The sequence below is a fragment of the Thauera aromatica K172 genome, assembly GCF_003030465.1.
GTDB lineage: Bacteria > Pseudomonadota > Gammaproteobacteria > Burkholderiales > Rhodocyclaceae > Thauera > Thauera aromatica.
Window position 1 is genome coordinate 2,350,059 of record NZ_CP028339.1, and the last position, 16,590, is coordinate 2,366,648.

Here is a 16,590-nt window from a genome sequence, read left to right on the forward strand (position 1 = left end):
GCGGGCACGAGCCGATAGAATGATGCTTTTGCGCCAATGCGCCGCGCGAAGCCTGGCCGCAAGCAATCTCCGGCCTGCACCGCGCCCCCATCACGTCCATTTTTTCTGGAGGTTTCCATGCCCGGACTGCTGCCCGATGTCGATCCCGATGGCCTGCTCGAATATTCCGTCGTCTATACCGACCGTTCGCTGAACCACATGTCGAAGACCTTCCAGGGCGTCATGCGCGGCCTGTCGGCGATGCTGAAGAAGGTCTACAACGCCCAGGCCGTGGCGATCGTGCCCGGCAGCGGCACCTTCGGCATGGAAGCGGTGGCACGCCAGTTCGCCACCGGCAAGAACACCCTGGTGATCCGCAACGGCTGGTTCAGCTACCGCTGGACCCAGATCTTCGAGGCCGGCAGCATCCCCGCCGCTTCGGTCGTGTTGAAGGCCCGTCCGCTGGCCACCGGCGCGCAGGCGCCGTTCGCCCCGGCGCCGATCGAGGAAGTCGTCGCCGCGATCCGCGAACACAAGCCCGACCTCGTGTTCGCCCCCCATGTCGAGACCTCCTCCGGCATGATCCTGCCCGACGCCTACCTGCGCGCGGTGGCCGACGCGGTGCATGAAGCGGGCGGCCTGTTCGTGCTCGACTGCATCGCCTCCGGCACGATCTGGGTCGACATGGAAGCGACCGGCGTCGACGTCCTCATCAGCGCCCCGCAGAAGGGCTGGACCGCCTCGCCGTGCTGCGCGATGGTGATGCTGAGCGCGGCCGCGCGCGCGCGCATCGACGCCACCACCAGCACCAGCTTCGCCTGCGACCTGAAGAAGTGGCTGCAGATCATGGAAGCCTACGAAGGCGGCGCCCACGCCTACCACGCCACGATGCCCACCGACGGCCTGGTCAAGCTGTACGAGGTGATGCGCGAGACCGAAGCCTACGGCTTCGACAAGGTCAAGGCCGAGCAGCTCGAACTCGGCGCCCGCGTGCGTGCCGCCCTCGAAGCACGCGGCATCCGCAGCGTCGCCGCCGACGGTTTCCAGGCCCCCGGGGTGGTGGTCAGCTACACCGACGACGACGCCATCAAGAGCGGCGCCAAGTTCGCCGCCGCCGGCCTGCAAATCGCCGCCGGCGTGCCGTTGCAGTGCGACGAGCCGGCCGAGTTCAAGACGTTCCGCCTCGGCCTGTTCGGCCTCGACAAGCTGCACAACGTCGACCGCTGCGTGGCGACGCTGGAAAAGGCGCTCGATCAGGTCCTGTAAGCCGCCCCCCGGCAGGCGGCCGCGGCACCCCGCCCGCCCCCTTCCGGGCTCGCGCCCTCCAGGCCTCACACCATGGATTCGCTACCACTCCTGCCCGGCTTCGCTGCAGCGGCCTTCGCCGTGATCCTGATTCCCGGCCCAACCGTGCTCCTGGTCACCGGCCATGCCCTGTCGGCAGGGCTGCGCAACGCCCTGTTCAGCATCCTTGGCGTCTGCCTCGGCGACATCGTGGCGATGTCCCTCACTTTCCTCGGCCTCGGTGCAGTGCTGGCGGCGTCGGCCGAATGGTTCCTGGTGCTGAAATGGCTCGGGGCAGCGTATCTGATTTATCTCGGCATCGCCCTGTGGCGAGCGCCGGTGCGCCCCGAAGCGGGCACCGGCAGGCAGGAGACGCGCCCGGCCAGGATCATCCTCCGGGCCTTCACGGTGAATGTGCTGCACCCGAAGGGGCTGGCCTTTTACGCCGCATTTCTGCCCCAGTTCATCCGCCCGGCCGACCCCGCCCTGCCGCAGATGCTGCTGCTCGGCACGACGTTCACGGCCATCGCCTTCTGCGTCCTGCTTGGCTACGCCATGACCGCGGCCCGCTTCCGCAGCCACCTGACCCGAGCGGACGTGCGCCGGCTGTGCAACCGCAGCGGCGCAGGCTGCCTGGTCGGGGCTGGAATGTACACGCTGTCCATGCAACGATCGGGCTGATGCCGCACCGCAACAGCCCTGTGCTGTGGCCACCCGCACGCACAGAGGCGAACAGCCCGCATCCGGTTTCCCAGGAGAAATGCACCATGTCCCCCCCGCTCATCCGCCCGCGCCGCCTGCTCGCCAGCGCCCTGCTCGCCCTCGCCGGCATCGTTCCGGCCTTCGCTGCCGGCAACGAAGTCACCATGTACAAGGATCCGAACTGCGGCTGCTGCGGCAAGTGGGCCGAGCACATGCGCGCCCACGGCTTCAGCGTGAAGGAGATCGCCACTCCGCAGATGGGCGAGGTCAAGCGCACCGCCGGCGTACCGCAGGCGCTCGGTTCCTGTCACACGGCGAAGGTCGGCGGTTACGTCATCGAAGGCCACGTCCCGGCCGCCGACGTCAAGCGCATGCTCGCCGAGAAGCCCGCGATCGCCGGCCTCTCCGCACCCGGCATGCCGCAGGGTTCGCCCGGCATGGAAGGCCCCTACCCGGCCGACCGCTACGATGTCGTCAGCTTCGACGCCGAGGGCAAGACCGCGGTTTTCGCCAGCCACTGACCGGATCCGGCCTGCCCGGCAGCGGCCCTCCGCGGCCCGCCCGGCGGCGCTCAGGCGGGCGCCGCCAGCGTCCACAGGTGGGCGGCGACCAGCGCCCGCCACGGGCTGAAAGGCGCAAGCCAGCACCGGGTCTGATCCGCGCTCGGGCGCTCCGCCGTGCCGAGCAGCGCCTGCAGGCCACGGCGCACCGCGGCATCGCCGTGCAGCGAGCCGTCGACCCAGCCGAAACCGCGCAGCAGCGCGTAATCGACCGTCCATGGTCCGATGCCGCGCAGGCGCAGCAACTCGGCACGGATCTCGTCCGCCGGCGGGTCTTCCACCCAGCGCTCGAGCGGCAGCCGCCCCTGCATCACGGCGTCGGCCAGCACACGCAGCGCCTGCCCCTTGGCCCGCGAAAAACCGGCGGCGCGCAGCGCCTCCTCACCCAGCCGCAGCAGGCTGCGGGCGTCGGGATAGCAGGCGAGTCCACCCGAATGGCGCAGGCCCGCAGCCGCGATCAGGCGGCGGCGCAGCGACACCGCCGCGCCGAGGCTGATCTGCTGGCCGGTGATCGCCCAGCTCAAGGCCTCGAACGGCGTCGGCGCGAGCGGCACGCGCAGGCCGCGGTTGCGCGCGATCAAGGGGCCGAGCTGCGGATGGCGGGCATGGGTGGATTCGAACTCGGCGACCGGCTGCATCAGCCCGAGCATGCGCCGGGCGAGCCGCTCCAGCACCACAACCGCGGGCGGCGGCGGCAGGCCGTCGATGGCGAGCGCGAGCTCCGCCCGCTGGGCCTCGAAACGAATCGTCAGGCAGGCGGGCCGCCCTTCCCAGGCAATGCCCTTGTGCAGCAGGCCGGCTTCGACGCGCTCGGCCAGCTGCTGCGGATCGCGGCGGTGGAAGGCGAGCACGTCGGCGGGGCGAAAGTCCCGCGGCAGTGCGATCTCGCAACGCAACGCCATACTCAGCCCTTCGCTTCGCGCTCGAGCAGGGCGCGCTTGCGCTCGATGCCCCAGCGGTAACCGGCAAGGCCGCCGTCGCTGCGCACGACCCGATGGCAGGGAATCGCGACCGCGATCGTGTTCGCCGCGCAGGCTGCGGCCACCGCACGCACTGCGCTCGGCGCGCCGATGCGCGCGGCCAGCTCGCGGTAGCTCAAGCTCGCGCCGGTGGGGATCTGCCGCAGCGCCTGCCATACGCGCTGCTGGAAAGCGGTACCGTGGACGTCGAGCGGCAGCTCAAGGCCGAGTCGCGGCGTCTCGACGAAACCGGCCACTTCCGTCACCCGCTGCGCGAACTCCGCGTCACCACCGATCAGGGTCGCGCGCGGGAAGCGGTCCTGCAACTCGCGCATCAGCACTTTGGGGTCGTCACCGAGCAGGATGGCGCACACGCCCTGCGCGCTGGCGGCGACCAGGATGGCACCGAGCGTGCACTGGCCGACGGCGAAGCGGATCTCGCTCCTGGCGCCGCCGCTGCGGTAGCGGCTCGCACGCCCCCGCAGCGTGGCGGCGGCGCGATGTTCGGTATCAGCGGCCATGGTTGGCAGATCTCCTTGCTGCAATCGGCGGTGACGGCAATCCATGCCTTGCGGCCCGAGCGACGCTCCGCGGCGTATTTCGGAATTACCCCGGCCGCCTTCGCTTCGGCGAAAACCGCTCAAATGCCGGCAGGGCCGGCGCGCGCCCGTTCGCGCCGGGCGAAACCGGCCTGGGTCGCGCGCGCGCGCAGCTGCCCGCAACCGGCATCGACGTCCTGCCCGGCGGAACGGCGCAGCTTGGTGAGGATGCGATGCTGGTGGAGCCAGCGCGCGATCTCGGCCGCACGCTCCCAGCTCGGCCGGCGGAAATCGAGGCCGTCGACGCGATTGAACGGGATCATGTTCATCACCGCATACTTGCCAGCGAGCAGGCGGGCAATGCCTTCGAGCTCATCGGGGCCGTCGTTGACACCCTCGATCAGTGTCCACTGATACTGGATCGGGTAGCCGGTGGCACGCGCATAAGCCTCGGCGCACTCGACCAGCCCGGCCGGATCGATGCGCGGCGCGCGCGGCAGCAGCCGGGCACGCAGTTCGGCCCGGGTGGAGTGCAGCGACAAGGCCAGCGCCGGCTTGACCTGCATCTGCGGCAGGCGCTCGAACACCCGGGCATCGCCTACCGTGGACAGCACCAGGTTCTTGTGCGGCAATCCTCCTTCGGCACCGAGCAGTTCGATCGCGTCGACGACGTTGTCGAGGTTGTGCGCCGGCTCGCCCATGCCCATGAAGACGACCTTGTGCACCCGCCGCTGGCGGCGCGCGAGCGCGACCTGGGCGACGATCTCGGCGCTGCCGAGCTGGCGCAGCAGGCCGTCGCGCCCGGTCATGCAGAACACGCAGCCCACCGCGCAGCCGACCTGGGTGGAAATGCACAGTCCGTCGCGCGGCAGCAGCACGCTCTCGACCGTCTGGCCGTCACCGAGGCCGAGCAGCAGGCGGATGGAGCCGTCCTCACCGGGGTGGGAGGAGCGCACGCTGGCCAGGGTGTCGAGCTCCTGCGCCAGCCCGGGCAAGGCTTCGAGCACCCCTTTGGGCAGGCGGGTGGCGTCAGCGCGAGGGCCGCCGTCGAGTGCGCCCCCTTGCAACCAGGCACGCAACAGCCGGGCTTCGTGGGCGGGTTTTGCACCGAGCGCACGCAGCCGGTGGCGGATATGTTCGATTTTCATGGCCGGCCGCATGCTAGCACCGCCGCGATCTCAGCGCTTGACGTACAACCCCTGCTGGGCGGCGAACCAGGCGGCGAGGTCACCGAGATCCTCCTTCGACAGGTTCTCGAGCTGCGCCGACATGATCGGATTCTTGCGCCGGCCGGCCTTGTAATCGAGCAGGGCCTGCAGCAGGTAATCCTCGTGCTGGCCGGCGATGCGCGGAAACGCAGGCGTCGGGCTATTGCCGTCGGCCCCGTGGCAGGCGGCGCAGACCTGGGATTTCTCCTTGCCGCGGGCGGCATCGCCGGCCTGGACAGGGAGCGAGCCGCCCAGCGCCAGCAGCACCAGGATGACGATGTGCAAGATGGAAGAACGTCCGGATTCCATGCCCACCTCCGTTCAGCGCGCAGTGCCGTAATAGGCCGCCAGAGCCGCCATGTCCTCTTCGGACAGGCCTGCGGCGATACTCTGCATGGTCGGATGGCTGCGCTCCCCGGCCTTGTAGGCTTTCAGCGCACTGACGATGTATTCGGGATACTGGCCGCCGAGCTTGGGCACCGAATAGACTTCGGGAAACGCGGTGCGATAGCCCTCGATACCGTGGCAGCCGACGCACATCGACAGCTTCGCCTGCCACGCGCCGGGCTCCCCTCCCGCGCCCAGCACCGGCGACAGCAGCGCCGCCAGCGCAACGCCGCAAACCAGATCACGTCCCCGCATGGTGAGACCTCCGTTGGGTAGGTTGCCGCACGCTCGAGTTCGAGCGGTATCCGGTCTGCGTGCGGAATCCGGCGCGAACACCCCCGGCTCCGCCCCTTTGCCGGCTTTTTCGTAACGCTAGCTCTATAATCGCGGGGAAATAATCAGAGGATTCCCGGATGTCTGCACTTCGCTTCGATGGTTCCAAGGACTATGTCGCCACTCCCGACCTGATGCTCGCCGTCAATGCGGCGATCCGCCTGCAGCGGCCGCTGCTGATCAAGGGCGAGCCCGGCACCGGCAAGACCATGCTCGCCGAAGAGGTCGCCAGCGCCCTCGGTCTGCCGCTGCTGCAGTGGCACATCAAGTCCACCACCAAGGCCCAGCAGGGCCTGTACGAATACGACGCGGTGTCGCGCCTGCGCGACTCGCAGCTCGGCGACGATCGCGTCAAGGACATCGCCAACTACATCGTCAAGGGGGTGCTGTGGCAGGCCTTCGAGGCCGACCAGCCGACCGTGGTGCTGATCGACGAGATCGACAAGGCCGACATCGAATTCCCCAACGATCTGCTGCGCGAACTCGACCGCATGGAATTCCACGTGTACGAAACGCGCCAGACGGTGCAGGCGCGCCACCGGCCGATCGTGTTCATCACCTCGAACAACGAGAAGGAGCTGCCCGACGCCTTCCTGCGCCGCTGCTTCTTCCACTACATCAAGTTTCCCGACCGCGAGACGATGCAGCGCATCGTCGATGTGCATTTCCCCGACATCCGCAAGACATTGCTCACCGAAGCGCTCGAAGTGTTCTTCGGCCTGCGCGACGTCGCCGGGCTGAAGAAGAAACCGTCTACTTCCGAACTGATCGACTGGCTCAAGCTCCTGGTGGCCGAGGACATTCCGCCCGAAGCCCTGCGCAGCACCGACAACAAGGCGTCCATTCCGCCGCTGCACGGCGCCCTGCTGAAGAACGAGCAGGACATGCACCTGTTCGAGCGCCTGGTCCACATGGCCCGCCTCAACCGCTGAGGCCGGACCGTGTTCGCAGCCCGAAGGACGCCACGGCAATGCTGATCGACTTTTTCCTGCACCTCAAGGCACGCAAGCTGCCGGTGTCGACGCGCGAGTTCCTGACCGTGCTCGAAGGCCTGCGCGACCACGTCTGCGGCCATTCGATCGACGATTTCTATTTCTACGCACGCACCTGCCTGGTCAAGGACGAGTCGCTCTATGACCGCTTCGACCAGGCCTTCGGCGAGTACTTCAAGGGCGTCACCGAGATTCCCGGCCTGGACGCCGAATTGCCCGAAGACTGGCTGCGGGCGATGATGAAGAAGCATCTCTCGGCCGAAGAGCGCGCGAAGCTGGAGAAGCTCGGCTGGGACAAGCTGATGGAGGAGTTCCGCAAGCGCCTGAAAGAGCAGAAGGGGCGCCACCAGGGCGGCAGCAAGTGGATCGGCACCGGCGGCAGCTCGCCCTTCGGCAACAACGGCACCCACCCCGAAGGCATCCGCGTGGGCGGCGAGTCGGCGGGCAACCGCACGGCGGTCAAGGTGTGGGACAAGCGCGAGTTCCGCAACCTCGACGATTCGGTCGAGTTGGGCACACGCAACATCAAGGTCGCGCTGCGTCGTCTGCGCCGCTTCGCCCGCGACGGCGCGGCCGAGGAACTCGACCTCGACGGCACCATCGCCGCGACCGCGCGCAACGCCGGCTGGCTCGACCTGATGATGCGGCCCGAGCGCCACAACGCGGTCAAGGTGCTGCTCTTTCTCGATGTCGGCGGCTCGATGGACGACCATGTCAAGGTGTGCGAGGAGCTCTTTTCCGCCTGCCGGCTCGAATTCAAGCATCTCGAGTACTTCTATTTTCACAACTGCGTCTACGAAGGCGTGTGGCGCGACAACCACCGTCGCCACAACGAACGCACCCCCGTGCTCGACGTGATCCACAAGTACGGCCCGGACTACAAGCTGATCTTCGTCGGTGACGCCACCATGAGTCCCTACGAGATCCTGCACCCGCACGGTTCGGTGGAGCACATGAACCCCGAACCGGGCGCGGCCTGGCTGCGACGCCTGCTCGATGCCTACCCCGCTGCGGCCTGGCTCAACCCGGAGCCGGAACGGCTGTGGCCCTACCGCCAGTCGATCGAGCTGATCCACCAGATCATGGGCACGCGCATGTTCCCGCTGAGCCTCGACGGTATCGCCCGCGCGATGCAATCGCTGTCGAAGAAACACTAAAAAAAAAGGCGGCCTGCCGGCCGCCCCAACTGCTGTCCACACAAGCACAAAACATTGCGTGAAACACGGTGATCCGGCCGGCCCGCAACGGGCCCGCCGTGAATCATTCGGTGAACGGCAACGGCTGCATGCCGAAGCCTTCGTCCAGATTCTTGATCTGGTGCAGCAGGTTGTCGAGTTCGCTTTGCAGACTCGACAGGCCGTCCTCGTCCATCAGGCGCAACGCCTCGGGCAGCACACCGCGCGCCGGCGACGGCGCCCGCCCCAGCAGGGCCACCCCCTCGTCGGTGAGGTACAGCCTGACCACACGCTGGTCGGCGCTGGTGCGCTCCTTGCGCAGCAGGCCGGCGGTCTCGAGCCGGTCGATCATGTTGGATGCGGTGGATTGATGCAGCGCCATCCGGTTGGCCAACTCGCCCACCCGCAGCCCCGCCGCCTCCTTGAGTTCCTGTAGTGCCCACAGCTGGGCGCCGGTCACCCCGCTCTTGCGCTCGATCCATTGGGAGTGGCGCTGTGCAGTACGGATGAGGATCCTGAAGCGCTGCAGCACGGAAAGCGGTGTTGCCGGTTTCTTCGGTTTGTGTTGCGTTTCCGCCATTTAAAAATCTCGCTCGAACTATATTTTCTCAAATCATTATTGTCAAAAAAACATCACGCGCTGCCACAAGCCGTATGGTAGCGGTATCGTTGACCCTGCGCATGCGAGGCGCCGCAAAAAGGCTCGTGCCACCGCTCCGCTTTCACCCGGCCCGTCCCACTCACACCGTTCGCTTCGGTGATCGCAGGATTGCGTATCGCCCCAGAGACCCTGATGAACGCCGAATCCAATCCGGCCCGACCCAAATCCTCCCGATGGGGACTCCACCACGTGGTACGGGGAAGCCGGCGCTACGCACTGCCGTGGCTGTCGCTACGGCGCTGGCGGGTGCGACTCCTGCTGGTCGGCGCAGCCCTGCTCGCCGGGCTGATCGCCATCCTGTTCGCAATCGGTGCCGAGCTCGCCATCGAAACCCATGCCGGACTGATGCACAAGCACCCCTGGCTGAGCCTGCTCGTCGCCCCCGCAGGCTTTGCCGTCCTCGCCTGGCTGTCCCGGCGGCTGTTCCCCGGCACCGAAGGCAGCGGCATTCCCCAGGCGATCGCCGCCGCGATGTCGGATGACAACCACGTGCGCCGCCAGCTGCTATCGCTGCGCATCGCCATCGCCAAGGTGTTCCTGACCCTGGGCGGACTGCTCTCGGGCGCCTCGATCGGGCGCGAAGGACCGTCGGTGCAGGTCGGCGCATCGATCATGCACCTGCTGGCGGGGCGCAAGCGCCGGCGCATCGCATCGAGCCGCGACCTGATCGTCGCCGGCAGCGGCGCCGGTATTGCCGCGGCGTTCAACACCCCACTCGGCGGCATCATGTTCGCAATCGAGGAGATGTGCCGCCACCGCGCCTTCCGCGCCAACAGCACCACCCTCGCCGCAGTCATCTTCGCCGGCCTGATGTCGCTCGCGGTGCTGGGCAACTACACCTACTTCGGCCGCACCCCGGCCGCCATCGGCTGGCCGGACGGCATCTGGCCGGTGCTTTCGTGCGGCGTCGCCGGCGGCCTGCTCGGAGGAGGCTTCGCACGCTTGCTGATCGCTTCCTCGCGCGGGCTGCCGGGGCAGGTCGGGGTGTTCGCGCTGAGCCGGCCGATCGCCTTCGCCGCCGCCTGCGGCCTGGCGACCGGGGTCATCGGCCTCGCCAGCGGCGGCCTCACCTACGGCACCGGCTACGCCGAATCCAAGGCCGCGCTCGAAGGCAGCGCGGCCTTGCCGATGGCCTTCATGGCGATGAAGATGGCGGTGATCTGGCTCGCCTTCGTTGCGCGCATTCCGGGCGGCATTTTCGCACCGGCACTGGCGGTCGGCGCGGGCCTGGGGTCGGACATCGCGCTGCTGCTACCGGGCGAGTCCGATCCCGCCATCCTGGTGCTGGGCATGGTCGCTTTCCTCGCCGCGATGACCCAGGCGCCGATCACTTCATTCGTGATCGTCATGGAAATGACCGCCAACCACCAGATGCTGCTGCCCCTGATGGCCACCGCGGTGGTCGCCCACGGCATCTCGCGCTCGGTGGCGCCAGTTCCCCTCTACGACGCCCTGTCCCATCCCTGGCTGCGCCGTGCGGAAATGCGCCTGCATCGCGCACTCCCCGTAGGGAGCGAAAAACTGCCACCCGTCCAGTCCTGAACGCCTTGGACCGCCCCTGCGCCGCGCCCCTGGACGGGGGCGTGAGGGAGGAAGAGGATTTCTATCATGTATACACATAGTAGGCATTAATTCGATTTTTCGTCTAGAATCGATCCATACAAACACAAATGTATACAAATGGCCATAAATCCTCTTTCCCCTGCCCCTGAAGACAATCCGTCCCAGACGGTACGCGCACTGCTGCGCCTGCGCGAGATGATTCTCGACGGTGAATTACCCGCCGGCGAGCGCATTTCCGAGCCGGTCGTCGCCGAACTGACCGGAATATCACGCACCCCCATCCGCACCGCCCTCGTCCGCCTGCAGGAAGAAGGGCTGCTCGACCCGATCCGTTCCGGCGGGTTCAGGGTGAAGTCGTTTTCGCTCGATGAAATCTGCGATGCGATCGAAGTCCGCGGCACGCTCGAAGGACTTGCCGCACGACTGGCGGCAGAACGCGGGGTGGCGGCGGAATCGATCGAAGCCCTGCGCGCCAGCGTCCGGGACATCGACGTGGCACTCGAGGGCAGCGCCGAACTCGACGATGAAGGCTTCACCGCCTACGTTGAAGCCAACGCCCGCTTTCACAAGCAGCTCGAACAGGCCTGCGCCAGCGAAGTCGTACAGCGCCAGCTCGAACGCTGCAAGGCGCTGCCCTTTGCCTCGCCCAATGCCTTTTTGCGCGTCCAGGCGGTCTCTCCCGACGCACGACTGACGCTGCAGATCGCCAACGCCCAGCATCGTGCCGTAATCGAAGCGCTGGCCGCGCGCGAAGGCAGCCGCGCCGAGGCGCTCATGCGCGAGCACACCCGCATCGCCCGGCGCAATCTCGAAACCACCCTCGCCAACCCCCAAATCAAGGCGCTGGTGCCTGGCGCCAGCCTGATCGTGGCGCGCTGAAGCGGCGTCGCTCGCCCTCCGCGCTTCCCCCACCGCCCGATAAAAGCGACACGAATCCCCCGCCCGCCCCCAGCAAGGAGACCCCAAAGATGTTCCCCAGAAACGCCTGGTACGTTGCCTGCACACCCGACGAGATCGAAGGCAAACCCCTCGGCCGCACGATCTGCGGCGAGCTGGTCGCGCTCTACCGAGCCGAGGGCGGCATCGCCGCCGCAGTGGAAGATTTCTGTCCGCACCGCGGCGCGCCGCTGTCACTCGGCCGCGTTGTCGACGGCAAGCTGGTGTGCGGCTACCACGGCCTCGAAATGGGCTGCGACGGCAAGGCCGTGGCCATGCCCGGCCAGCGCGTGCGCGGTTTTCCCTGCATCCGCAGCTACCCCGTGGTCGAGCGCGGCGGCTTCGTGTGGATCTGGCCGGGCGACCCGGCACTGGCCGACCCCGCCCGCCTGCCGCACATGGAATGGGCCGACAATCCGGACTGGGCCTTCGGCGGCGGGCGCTACTACATCCGTTGCGATTACCGGCTGATGATCGACAACCTGATGGATCTGACTCACGAAAAATACGTGCACACCGACAGCATCGGCCAGAAGGAGCTCGACGAAGCCACCCCCACGACCCGGGTCGAGGGCGACACCGTGATCACCCGCCGGTACATGGAAAACATCCTGCCGCCCCCCTTCTGGCAGGCGGCACTGCGCGGCAACCGGCTGGCCGACGACGTCCCCTGCGACCGCTGGCAGATCTGCCGGTTCACGCCGCCGGGCCAGGTCCTGATCGACGTCGGCGTGGCCCATGCCGGCCAGGGCGGTTTCGACGCCAACCCGGCAGTCAAGGCCGGCGGCACCGTGGTCGATTTCATCACGCCCGAAACCGAGACCACGATGTGGTATTTCTGGGGCATGGCGCGCAACTTCCAGCCGCAGGACGCGGCACTCACCGCACGCATCCGCGAGGCTCAGGGCAAGGTCTTCAGCGAAGACCTGGAAATGCTCGAATCGCAGCAGCGCAACCTGCTGCGCTGGCCCGAACGCAAGCTGCTGAGCCTGAACACCGACATGGGCGGGATACAGGCACGGCGCATGCTGGAGCGCCTGGTCGAGCAGGAACGCGGCAGCACCGCGCAAATCGGCAGCTGATTCTGCACGCGCCCTTTCCGGCCGCTTGCCGCCACAACTTCTTTCCTGCGGGCCAGCCCACGGCCCGCCCAGCGAGGACGAGCACCATGACCACCCCGACCCTGGACGTCCGCGTCGTGCGCAAGGCCGCCGAAGCGGTCGACATCGCAACATTTGAACTGGTCGCCACCGACGGCGGCCCACTGCCCCCGTTTTCCGCCGGCGCCCACATCGACGTCCATCTGCCCAACGGCCTCATCCGCCAGTACTCGCTGTGCAACGATCCCGCCGAGAGCCACCGCTACCTGATCGGGGTGTTGCGCGACCCCGCCTCGCGCGGCGGCTCGCAGGCGATGCACGAGCAGGTCCGGGAAGGGGATCTGTTGCGCATCAGCGCCCCGAAAAACCACTTTCCGCTCGCCCACGAAGCCGGCCGCAGCGTGCTGCTGGCCGGCGGCATCGGGATCACGCCGATCCTGTGCATGGCCGAACGCCTGGCCGTGATCGGGGCCGATTTCACTCTCCACTACTGCACCCGCGCGCGCGCGCGTACCGCCTTCCTCGAGCGTATCGGCAGCTCGGCGTTCGCCCCCCGGGTGGCGTTCCATTTCGATGACGGCGAGCCGGCGCAAAAGCTCGATCTCGAGGCCGCGCTCCCCCCGCCCGCCGCCGGCCATCACCTCTACGTCTGCGGCCCGCGGGGTTTCATGGACGCGGTGCTTAGCTACGCCCGTGCCGCGGGCTGGCCGGAGGCGCAGTTGCACTACGAATTCTTTGCCGCTGCAGCGGCCCCTTCCAGCGACGATGGCGGCTTCGATGTCCAGCTCGCCAGTTCGGGGCGCACCCTTCGCGTCGAAAAGGATCAGACCGTGCTCGCCGCGCTCATCGCCGCCGGCGTGGACATGCCCTACGCCTGCGAGCAAGGCGTTTGCGGCACCTGCCTGACGCGCGTGCTCGAAGGCGAACCCGAGCATCGCGACAGCTACCTGAGCCCGGAGGAGCGGGCCGCCAACGACCAGTTCCTGCCCTGCTGCTCGCGCGCGAAATCGGCCCGCCTGGTGCTCGATCTCTGAACGCCGCACCCCGGAAAGGGGGCGGCGACGACCGCGAGCGGGCGAAAGGGGCGCGTGCGCGCGGACCGCTCCGCAATGTCCCGCCCTTCGCGCCGAAGCCCATGCGGGCGACGGCATCGAAGAGCGGGATGGCGCCGGATCAGCTTGCGCTCATCGCCATCATCAGCTGGTTGATGCGTTTGACGAAGGTCGCCGGATCATCGAGCGTGCCGCCTTCGGCCAGCAGCGCCTGATCGAACAGCACCGCCGCCCAGTCGTCGAAGTGCTTGTCCTCGTATTTCAGCCGCAGCACCGCCGGGTGGTTCGGGTTGATCTCGAGGATGGGCCTCGATTCCGGCGCACTCTGGCCCGCCGCCTTGAGGATGCGCGCCAGATTCATGCCGAGATCGTGCTCGTCGGCGACCAGGCAGGCGGGCGAATCGGTCAGGCGCAGAGTGACCTTGACGTCCTTGACGCGCTCGCCCAGGCTCGCCTTCATCTTGTCGAGCAACTCCTTGTATTCGTCGGCAGCCTTTTCCGCTTCCTTCTTCTCGGCCTCGTCCTCGAGCGCGCCGAGGTCCAGCCCACCCTTCGCCACCGACACCAGCGGCTTGCCGTCGAACTCGGTGAGGTTGCCGGTGACCCACTCGTCGACGCGGTCGGTGAGCAGCAGGACCTCGATGCCCTTCTTGCGGAAGATCTCGAGATGCGGGCTGTTCTTCGCCGCGTTGAAGGTCTCGGCGGTCACGTAGTAGATCTTGTCCTGGCCTTCCTTCATGCGGCCGATGTAGTCGGCGAGCGACACCACCTCGTCGGGGGTGTCGGCCTTGGTCGAGGCGAAGCGCAGCAGGCCGGCGATCTTGTCCTTGTTGGCGAAGTCCTCGCCGACGCCTTCCTTCAGCACCTTGCCGAATTCCTTCCAGAAGGTGGCGTACTTCTCCTGGTCGGCGGCCTCCTCGCTGGTGGCGAGGCCTTCGAGCAAGCCCAGCACCTTCTTCGTGCACCCCGAGCGGATGGCGTCGATGTCCTTGCTTTCCTGCAGGATCTCGCGCGAGACGTTAAGCGGCAGGTCGGCCGAATCGACCACCCCGCGCACGAAGCGCAGGTAGGTCGGCATCAGCTTCTCGGCGTCGTCCATGATGAAGACGCGCTTCACGTAGAGCTTGATGCCGTGCTTGGCGTTGCGGTCCCACAGGTCGAAGGGCGCATGCGCAGGGACATAGAGCAGGTTGGTGTATTCGTGGCGGCCTTCGACGCGCGAGTGGGTCCACGCCAGCGGCTCGTCGTAATCGTGGCCGACGTGCTTGTAGAAAGCCTTGTACTCGTCGTCGGAGATGTCGTTCCTGGCCCGCGTCCACAGCGCATTGGCCTGGTTGACGGTCTCGTCCTCGTCGGTCTGCACCTGGGCCTTCTTGTCCTCGTCCCACTCCTCCTTCTTCATCACGATCGGCTGGACGATGTGGTCGGAGTACTTGCGGATCAGGCTCTTCAGCTTCCAGGCCGACAGCAGGTCTTCCTGGCCCTCGCGCAGGTGGAGGGTGATCTCGGTGCCGCGGCCGGCCTTCTCCACCGCCGCCACGGTGTAGGCGCCGGCCTCGTCGCCGCTCATCGAGCATTCCCACTTCACCCCTTCGGCGGCGGGCAGGCCGGCACGGCGGGTGAGCACCGTGACCTTGTCGGCGACGATGAAGGCGGAGTAGAAGCCGACGCCGAACTGGCCGATCAGGTGGGCGTCCTTCTTCTGGTCGCCGGTGAGCTTGCCGAAGAATTCCTTGGTGCCCGACTTGGCGATGGTGCCGAGGTGGGCGACGGCTTCGTCGCGACTCATGCCGATGCCGTTGTCGGCGACGGTGATCGTCTTCGCCTCGGCGTCGAAGGCGATGCGGATCTTCAGTTCGCCGTCGTCCTCGTAGAGGGCGCCGTTGTCGAGCGCCTCGAAGCGCAGCTTGTCGCAGGCGTCGGACGCGTTGGAGACGAGCTCGCGCAGGAAGATCTCGCGGTTGGAATACAGCGAGTGGATCATCAGGTGAAGCAGCTGCTTCACTTCGGCCTGAAAATTCAGCGTCTGGGAGGCGGTGGCGGTTTCGGACATGGATACGGCTCCAGCGTGGTTACGGATCAGAGGAAGCGGAGATGGGGACGCCGGGCAGAGTTTCAAGTCCCCGCGCCCTGCCGTTCCTGCGCCGGCCGCCGGTTCAGACGTAAGCGATGTCGATGATTTCGATCTCGCGCAGCCCCGCCGGGCTCTGAAAGCGCACCACATCGCCGACCCGCGCCTTCAGTACCGCCCGTGCCAGCGGTGAAATCCAGCTGATGCGCCCCTGCGAGGCGTCGGCTTCATCCACGCCGACGATCTGCCAACGCTGCTCCTCCTCCGTTTCAAGATCGCAGAAGCTGACCGTAGCACCGAAAAAAACCTGCTCCAGACCCTGCTGGCGCTCGGGGTCGACGACTTCGGCATTCTCGATGCGCTTGATCAGGAAGCGGATGCGGCGATCGATCTCGCGCAGCCGCTTCTTGCCGTAGATGTAATCGCCGTTCTCCGAACGGTCGCCGTTGCCCGCCGCCCAGGCCACGGTTTCGACCAGTTTCGGGCGCTCGATGCGCACCAGCCGGTCGAGCTCGACCCGCAGCGCATCGTAGCCACGCCGGGTCATGTAGTTCTTGCTGCCGGCCGGCAGGCGCAGGGCGGGAGCGAGCTCCTCGTCCTCGTCGGCGCCTTCGCCTTCCCTCACGAATGCCTTGTTCACGGGTGATGTCCTCGTACTCGTACTGCGCGGAATGCGCATGGTAAGGAAGAATCCGGCGCAGCGGTGGATACTGCGGGGGGCGCACGGGACACGAAGTTGTCATTCCACACCGCCACGCATACCATTGGTCATCGGCCGCCAGCGGTCCGCGGGCCGGGCGGGCGCCGGCCCGCATCCTCTCCACACAGGGCAGCCCCATCATGAGCGATGAAACCTTCGACGAAGTGACCAGCCTGCGCACACGCCTCGAAGAGCTGCGCAGCGAACACCGCGACCTCGACGAGGCGATCGCCCGCCTGTCGCAGGCTCCCGGCGACGACGAGCTGATGCTGCGCCGGCTGAAGAAGCGCAAGCTGGCGCTCAAGGACCGGATCGCCGCCATCGAGCACCTGCTCACCCCCGACGAGCGCGCCTGAACGCCGACGGCAGCGCCCGTCGTCCGCCGCTGC

At 67.3% G+C, this 16,590-nt stretch carries 18 protein-coding genes; 10 read left to right on the forward strand and 8 right to left on the reverse strand.

What is annotated here, in order from left to right; translation table 11 throughout:
• Positions 1-117 precede the first annotated feature (117 nt).
• The 3 genes from Tharo_RS11185 to Tharo_RS11195 all read left to right on the forward strand — a co-directional run bounded on the left by Tharo_RS11185 (position 118) and on the right by Tharo_RS11195 (position 2,486).
• A complete protein-coding gene (locus Tharo_RS11185) occupies positions 118-1,245 on the forward strand; it encodes an aminotransferase class V-fold PLP-dependent enzyme (protein ID WP_107221263.1) in 1,128 nt (375 codons plus the stop codon).
• Positions 1,246-1,317: 72 nt separating this feature from the next.
• Entirely contained in the window at positions 1,318-1,944 is a 627-nt protein-coding gene (locus Tharo_RS11190) for a LysE family translocator (RefSeq protein WP_107221264.1), read from the forward strand.
• Between the two features lie 86 nt (positions 1,945-2,030).
• A complete protein-coding gene (locus Tharo_RS11195) occupies positions 2,031-2,486 on the forward strand; it encodes a DUF411 domain-containing protein (protein ID WP_107221265.1) in 456 nt (151 codons plus the stop codon).
• 50 nt (positions 2,487-2,536) lie between these two features.
• Here Tharo_RS11195 and Tharo_RS11200 read toward each other — a convergent pair whose 3' ends face one another.
• The 5 genes from Tharo_RS11200 to Tharo_RS11220 form a co-directional block, all read right to left on the reverse strand.
• Positions 2,537-3,427 carry a DNA-3-methyladenine glycosylase family protein gene (locus Tharo_RS11200; protein ID WP_107221266.1) on the reverse strand — a complete coding sequence of 297 codons (891 nt, stop codon included), beginning with the start codon at positions 3,425-3,427 and terminating at the stop codon, positions 2,537-2,539.
• 2 nt (positions 3,428-3,429) lie between these two features.
• A complete protein-coding gene (locus tag Tharo_RS11205) occupies positions 3,430-4,005 on the reverse strand; it encodes a methylated-DNA--[protein]-cysteine S-methyltransferase (RefSeq protein ID WP_245880885.1) in 576 nt (191 codons plus the stop codon).
• Positions 4,006-4,124: 119 nt separating this feature from the next.
• Positions 4,125-5,171 carry an RNA methyltransferase gene (locus Tharo_RS11210; RefSeq protein ID WP_107221268.1) on the reverse strand — a complete coding sequence of 349 codons (1,047 nt, stop codon included), beginning with the start codon at positions 5,169-5,171 and terminating at the stop codon, positions 4,125-4,127.
• A gap of 30 nt (positions 5,172-5,201) precedes the next feature.
• Positions 5,202-5,540 carry a c-type cytochrome gene (locus tag Tharo_RS11215; protein ID WP_107221269.1) on the reverse strand — a complete coding sequence of 113 codons (339 nt, stop codon included), beginning with the start codon at positions 5,538-5,540 and terminating at the stop codon, positions 5,202-5,204.
• Positions 5,541-5,552: 12 nt separating this feature from the next.
• Positions 5,553-5,873, reverse strand: a complete 321-nt coding sequence (locus Tharo_RS11220; RefSeq protein WP_107221270.1) for a c-type cytochrome — start codon at positions 5,871-5,873, stop codon at positions 5,553-5,555.
• A gap of 158 nt (positions 5,874-6,031) precedes the next feature.
• Here Tharo_RS11220 and Tharo_RS11225 point away from each other — a divergent pair, with 158 nt between their 5' ends.
• Positions 6,032-6,883, forward strand: a complete 852-nt coding sequence (locus Tharo_RS11225; protein ID WP_107221271.1) for an AAA family ATPase — start codon at positions 6,032-6,034, stop codon at positions 6,881-6,883.
• Between the two features lie 38 nt (positions 6,884-6,921).
• Positions 6,922-8,100, forward strand: coding sequence for a vWA domain-containing protein (locus Tharo_RS11230; RefSeq protein WP_107221272.1), 1,179 nt, complete (start codon positions 6,922-6,924; stop codon positions 8,098-8,100).
• Between the two features lie 103 nt (positions 8,101-8,203).
• Here Tharo_RS11230 and Tharo_RS11235 read toward each other — a convergent pair whose 3' ends face one another.
• Positions 8,204-8,698, reverse strand: a complete 495-nt coding sequence (locus tag Tharo_RS11235) for a MarR family winged helix-turn-helix transcriptional regulator (protein WP_107221273.1) — start codon at positions 8,696-8,698, stop codon at positions 8,204-8,206.
• 213 nt (positions 8,699-8,911) lie between these two features.
• Here Tharo_RS11235 and Tharo_RS11240 point away from each other — a divergent pair, with 213 nt between their 5' ends.
• The 4 genes from Tharo_RS11240 to Tharo_RS11255 all read left to right on the forward strand — a co-directional run bounded on the left by Tharo_RS11240 (position 8,912) and on the right by Tharo_RS11255 (position 13,412).
• A complete protein-coding gene (locus Tharo_RS11240) occupies positions 8,912-10,321 on the forward strand; it encodes a chloride channel protein (protein ID WP_107221274.1) in 1,410 nt (469 codons plus the stop codon).
• 138 nt (positions 10,322-10,459) lie between these two features.
• A complete protein-coding gene (locus Tharo_RS11245) occupies positions 10,460-11,221 on the forward strand; it encodes a GntR family transcriptional regulator (protein WP_107221275.1) in 762 nt (253 codons plus the stop codon).
• Positions 11,222-11,310: 89 nt separating this feature from the next.
• A complete protein-coding gene (locus Tharo_RS11250; RefSeq protein WP_107221276.1) occupies positions 11,311-12,360 on the forward strand; it encodes an aromatic ring-hydroxylating dioxygenase subunit alpha in 1,050 nt (349 codons plus the stop codon).
• 86 nt (positions 12,361-12,446) lie between these two features.
• Positions 12,447-13,412 (forward strand): PDR/VanB family oxidoreductase, encoded by a 966-nt coding sequence (locus tag Tharo_RS11255; RefSeq protein WP_107221277.1) that lies wholly within the window; start codon positions 12,447-12,449, stop codon positions 13,410-13,412.
• Positions 13,413-13,551: 139 nt separating this feature from the next.
• On the opposite strand, the gene htpG is transcribed toward Tharo_RS11255, so the two are convergent.
• The gene (htpG, locus tag Tharo_RS11260; RefSeq protein ID WP_107221278.1) at positions 13,552-15,483 is read right to left on the reverse strand and encodes a molecular chaperone HtpG; all 1,932 of its coding nucleotides are present in this window, start codon (positions 15,481-15,483) and stop codon (positions 13,552-13,554) included.
• Positions 15,484-15,586: 103 nt separating this feature from the next.
• Entirely contained in the window at positions 15,587-16,141 is a 555-nt protein-coding gene (greB, locus tag Tharo_RS11265) for a transcription elongation factor GreB (RefSeq protein WP_107221279.1), read from the reverse strand.
• Between the two features lie 200 nt (positions 16,142-16,341).
• On the opposite strand from greB, the gene Tharo_RS11270 reads away from it, so the two are divergent.
• Positions 16,342-16,557 carry a YdcH family protein gene (locus Tharo_RS11270; RefSeq protein ID WP_107221280.1) on the forward strand — a complete coding sequence of 72 codons (216 nt, stop codon included), beginning with the start codon at positions 16,342-16,344 and terminating at the stop codon, positions 16,555-16,557.
• The last annotated feature ends 33 nt before the right edge of the window (positions 16,558-16,590 follow it).

Bases quoted from the DNA above. Each gene is read 5' to 3' on its own strand.
- Tharo_RS11235 (WP_107221273.1), bottom strand. From the start codon at position 8,698: ATGGCGGAAACGCAACACAAACCGAAGAAACCGGCAACACCGCTTTCC.
- Tharo_RS11240 (WP_107221274.1), top strand. From the start codon at position 8,912: ATGAACGCCGAATCCAATCCGGCCCGACCCAAATCCTCCCGATGGGGA.
- Tharo_RS11270 (WP_107221280.1), top strand. From the start codon at position 16,342: ATGAGCGATGAAACCTTCGACGAAGTGACCAGCCTGCGCACACGCCTC.
- Tharo_RS11250 (WP_107221276.1), top strand. From the start codon at position 11,311: ATGTTCCCCAGAAACGCCTGGTACGTTGCCTGCACACCCGACGAGATC.
- Tharo_RS11185 (WP_107221263.1), top strand. From the start codon at position 118: ATGCCCGGACTGCTGCCCGATGTCGATCCCGATGGCCTGCTCGAATAT.
- Tharo_RS11210 (WP_107221268.1), bottom strand. From the start codon at position 5,171: ATGAAAATCGAACATATCCGCCACCGGCTGCGTGCGCTCGGTGCAAAA.
- Tharo_RS11190 (WP_107221264.1), top strand. From the start codon at position 1,318: ATGGATTCGCTACCACTCCTGCCCGGCTTCGCTGCAGCGGCCTTCGCC.
- Tharo_RS11200 (WP_107221266.1), bottom strand. From the start codon at position 3,427: ATGGCGTTGCGTTGCGAGATCGCACTGCCGCGGGACTTTCGCCCCGCC.
- Tharo_RS11230 (WP_107221272.1), top strand. From the start codon at position 6,922: ATGCTGATCGACTTTTTCCTGCACCTCAAGGCACGCAAGCTGCCGGTG.
- Tharo_RS11195 (WP_107221265.1), top strand. From the start codon at position 2,031: ATGTCCCCCCCGCTCATCCGCCCGCGCCGCCTGCTCGCCAGCGCCCTG.
- Tharo_RS11215 (WP_107221269.1), bottom strand. From the start codon at position 5,540: ATGGAATCCGGACGTTCTTCCATCTTGCACATCGTCATCCTGGTGCTG.
- Tharo_RS11225 (WP_107221271.1), top strand. From the start codon at position 6,032: ATGTCTGCACTTCGCTTCGATGGTTCCAAGGACTATGTCGCCACTCCC.
- Tharo_RS11220 (WP_107221270.1), bottom strand. From the start codon at position 5,873: ATGCGGGGACGTGATCTGGTTTGCGGCGTTGCGCTGGCGGCGCTGCTG.
- Tharo_RS11205 (WP_245880885.1), bottom strand. From the start codon at position 4,005: ATGGCCGCTGATACCGAACATCGCGCCGCCGCCACGCTGCGGGGGCGT.
- Tharo_RS11255 (WP_107221277.1), top strand. From the start codon at position 12,447: ATGACCACCCCGACCCTGGACGTCCGCGTCGTGCGCAAGGCCGCCGAA.
- htpG (WP_107221278.1), bottom strand. From the start codon at position 15,483: ATGTCCGAAACCGCCACCGCCTCCCAGACGCTGAATTTTCAGGCCGAA.
- Tharo_RS11245 (WP_107221275.1), top strand. From the start codon at position 10,460: ATGGCCATAAATCCTCTTTCCCCTGCCCCTGAAGACAATCCGTCCCAG.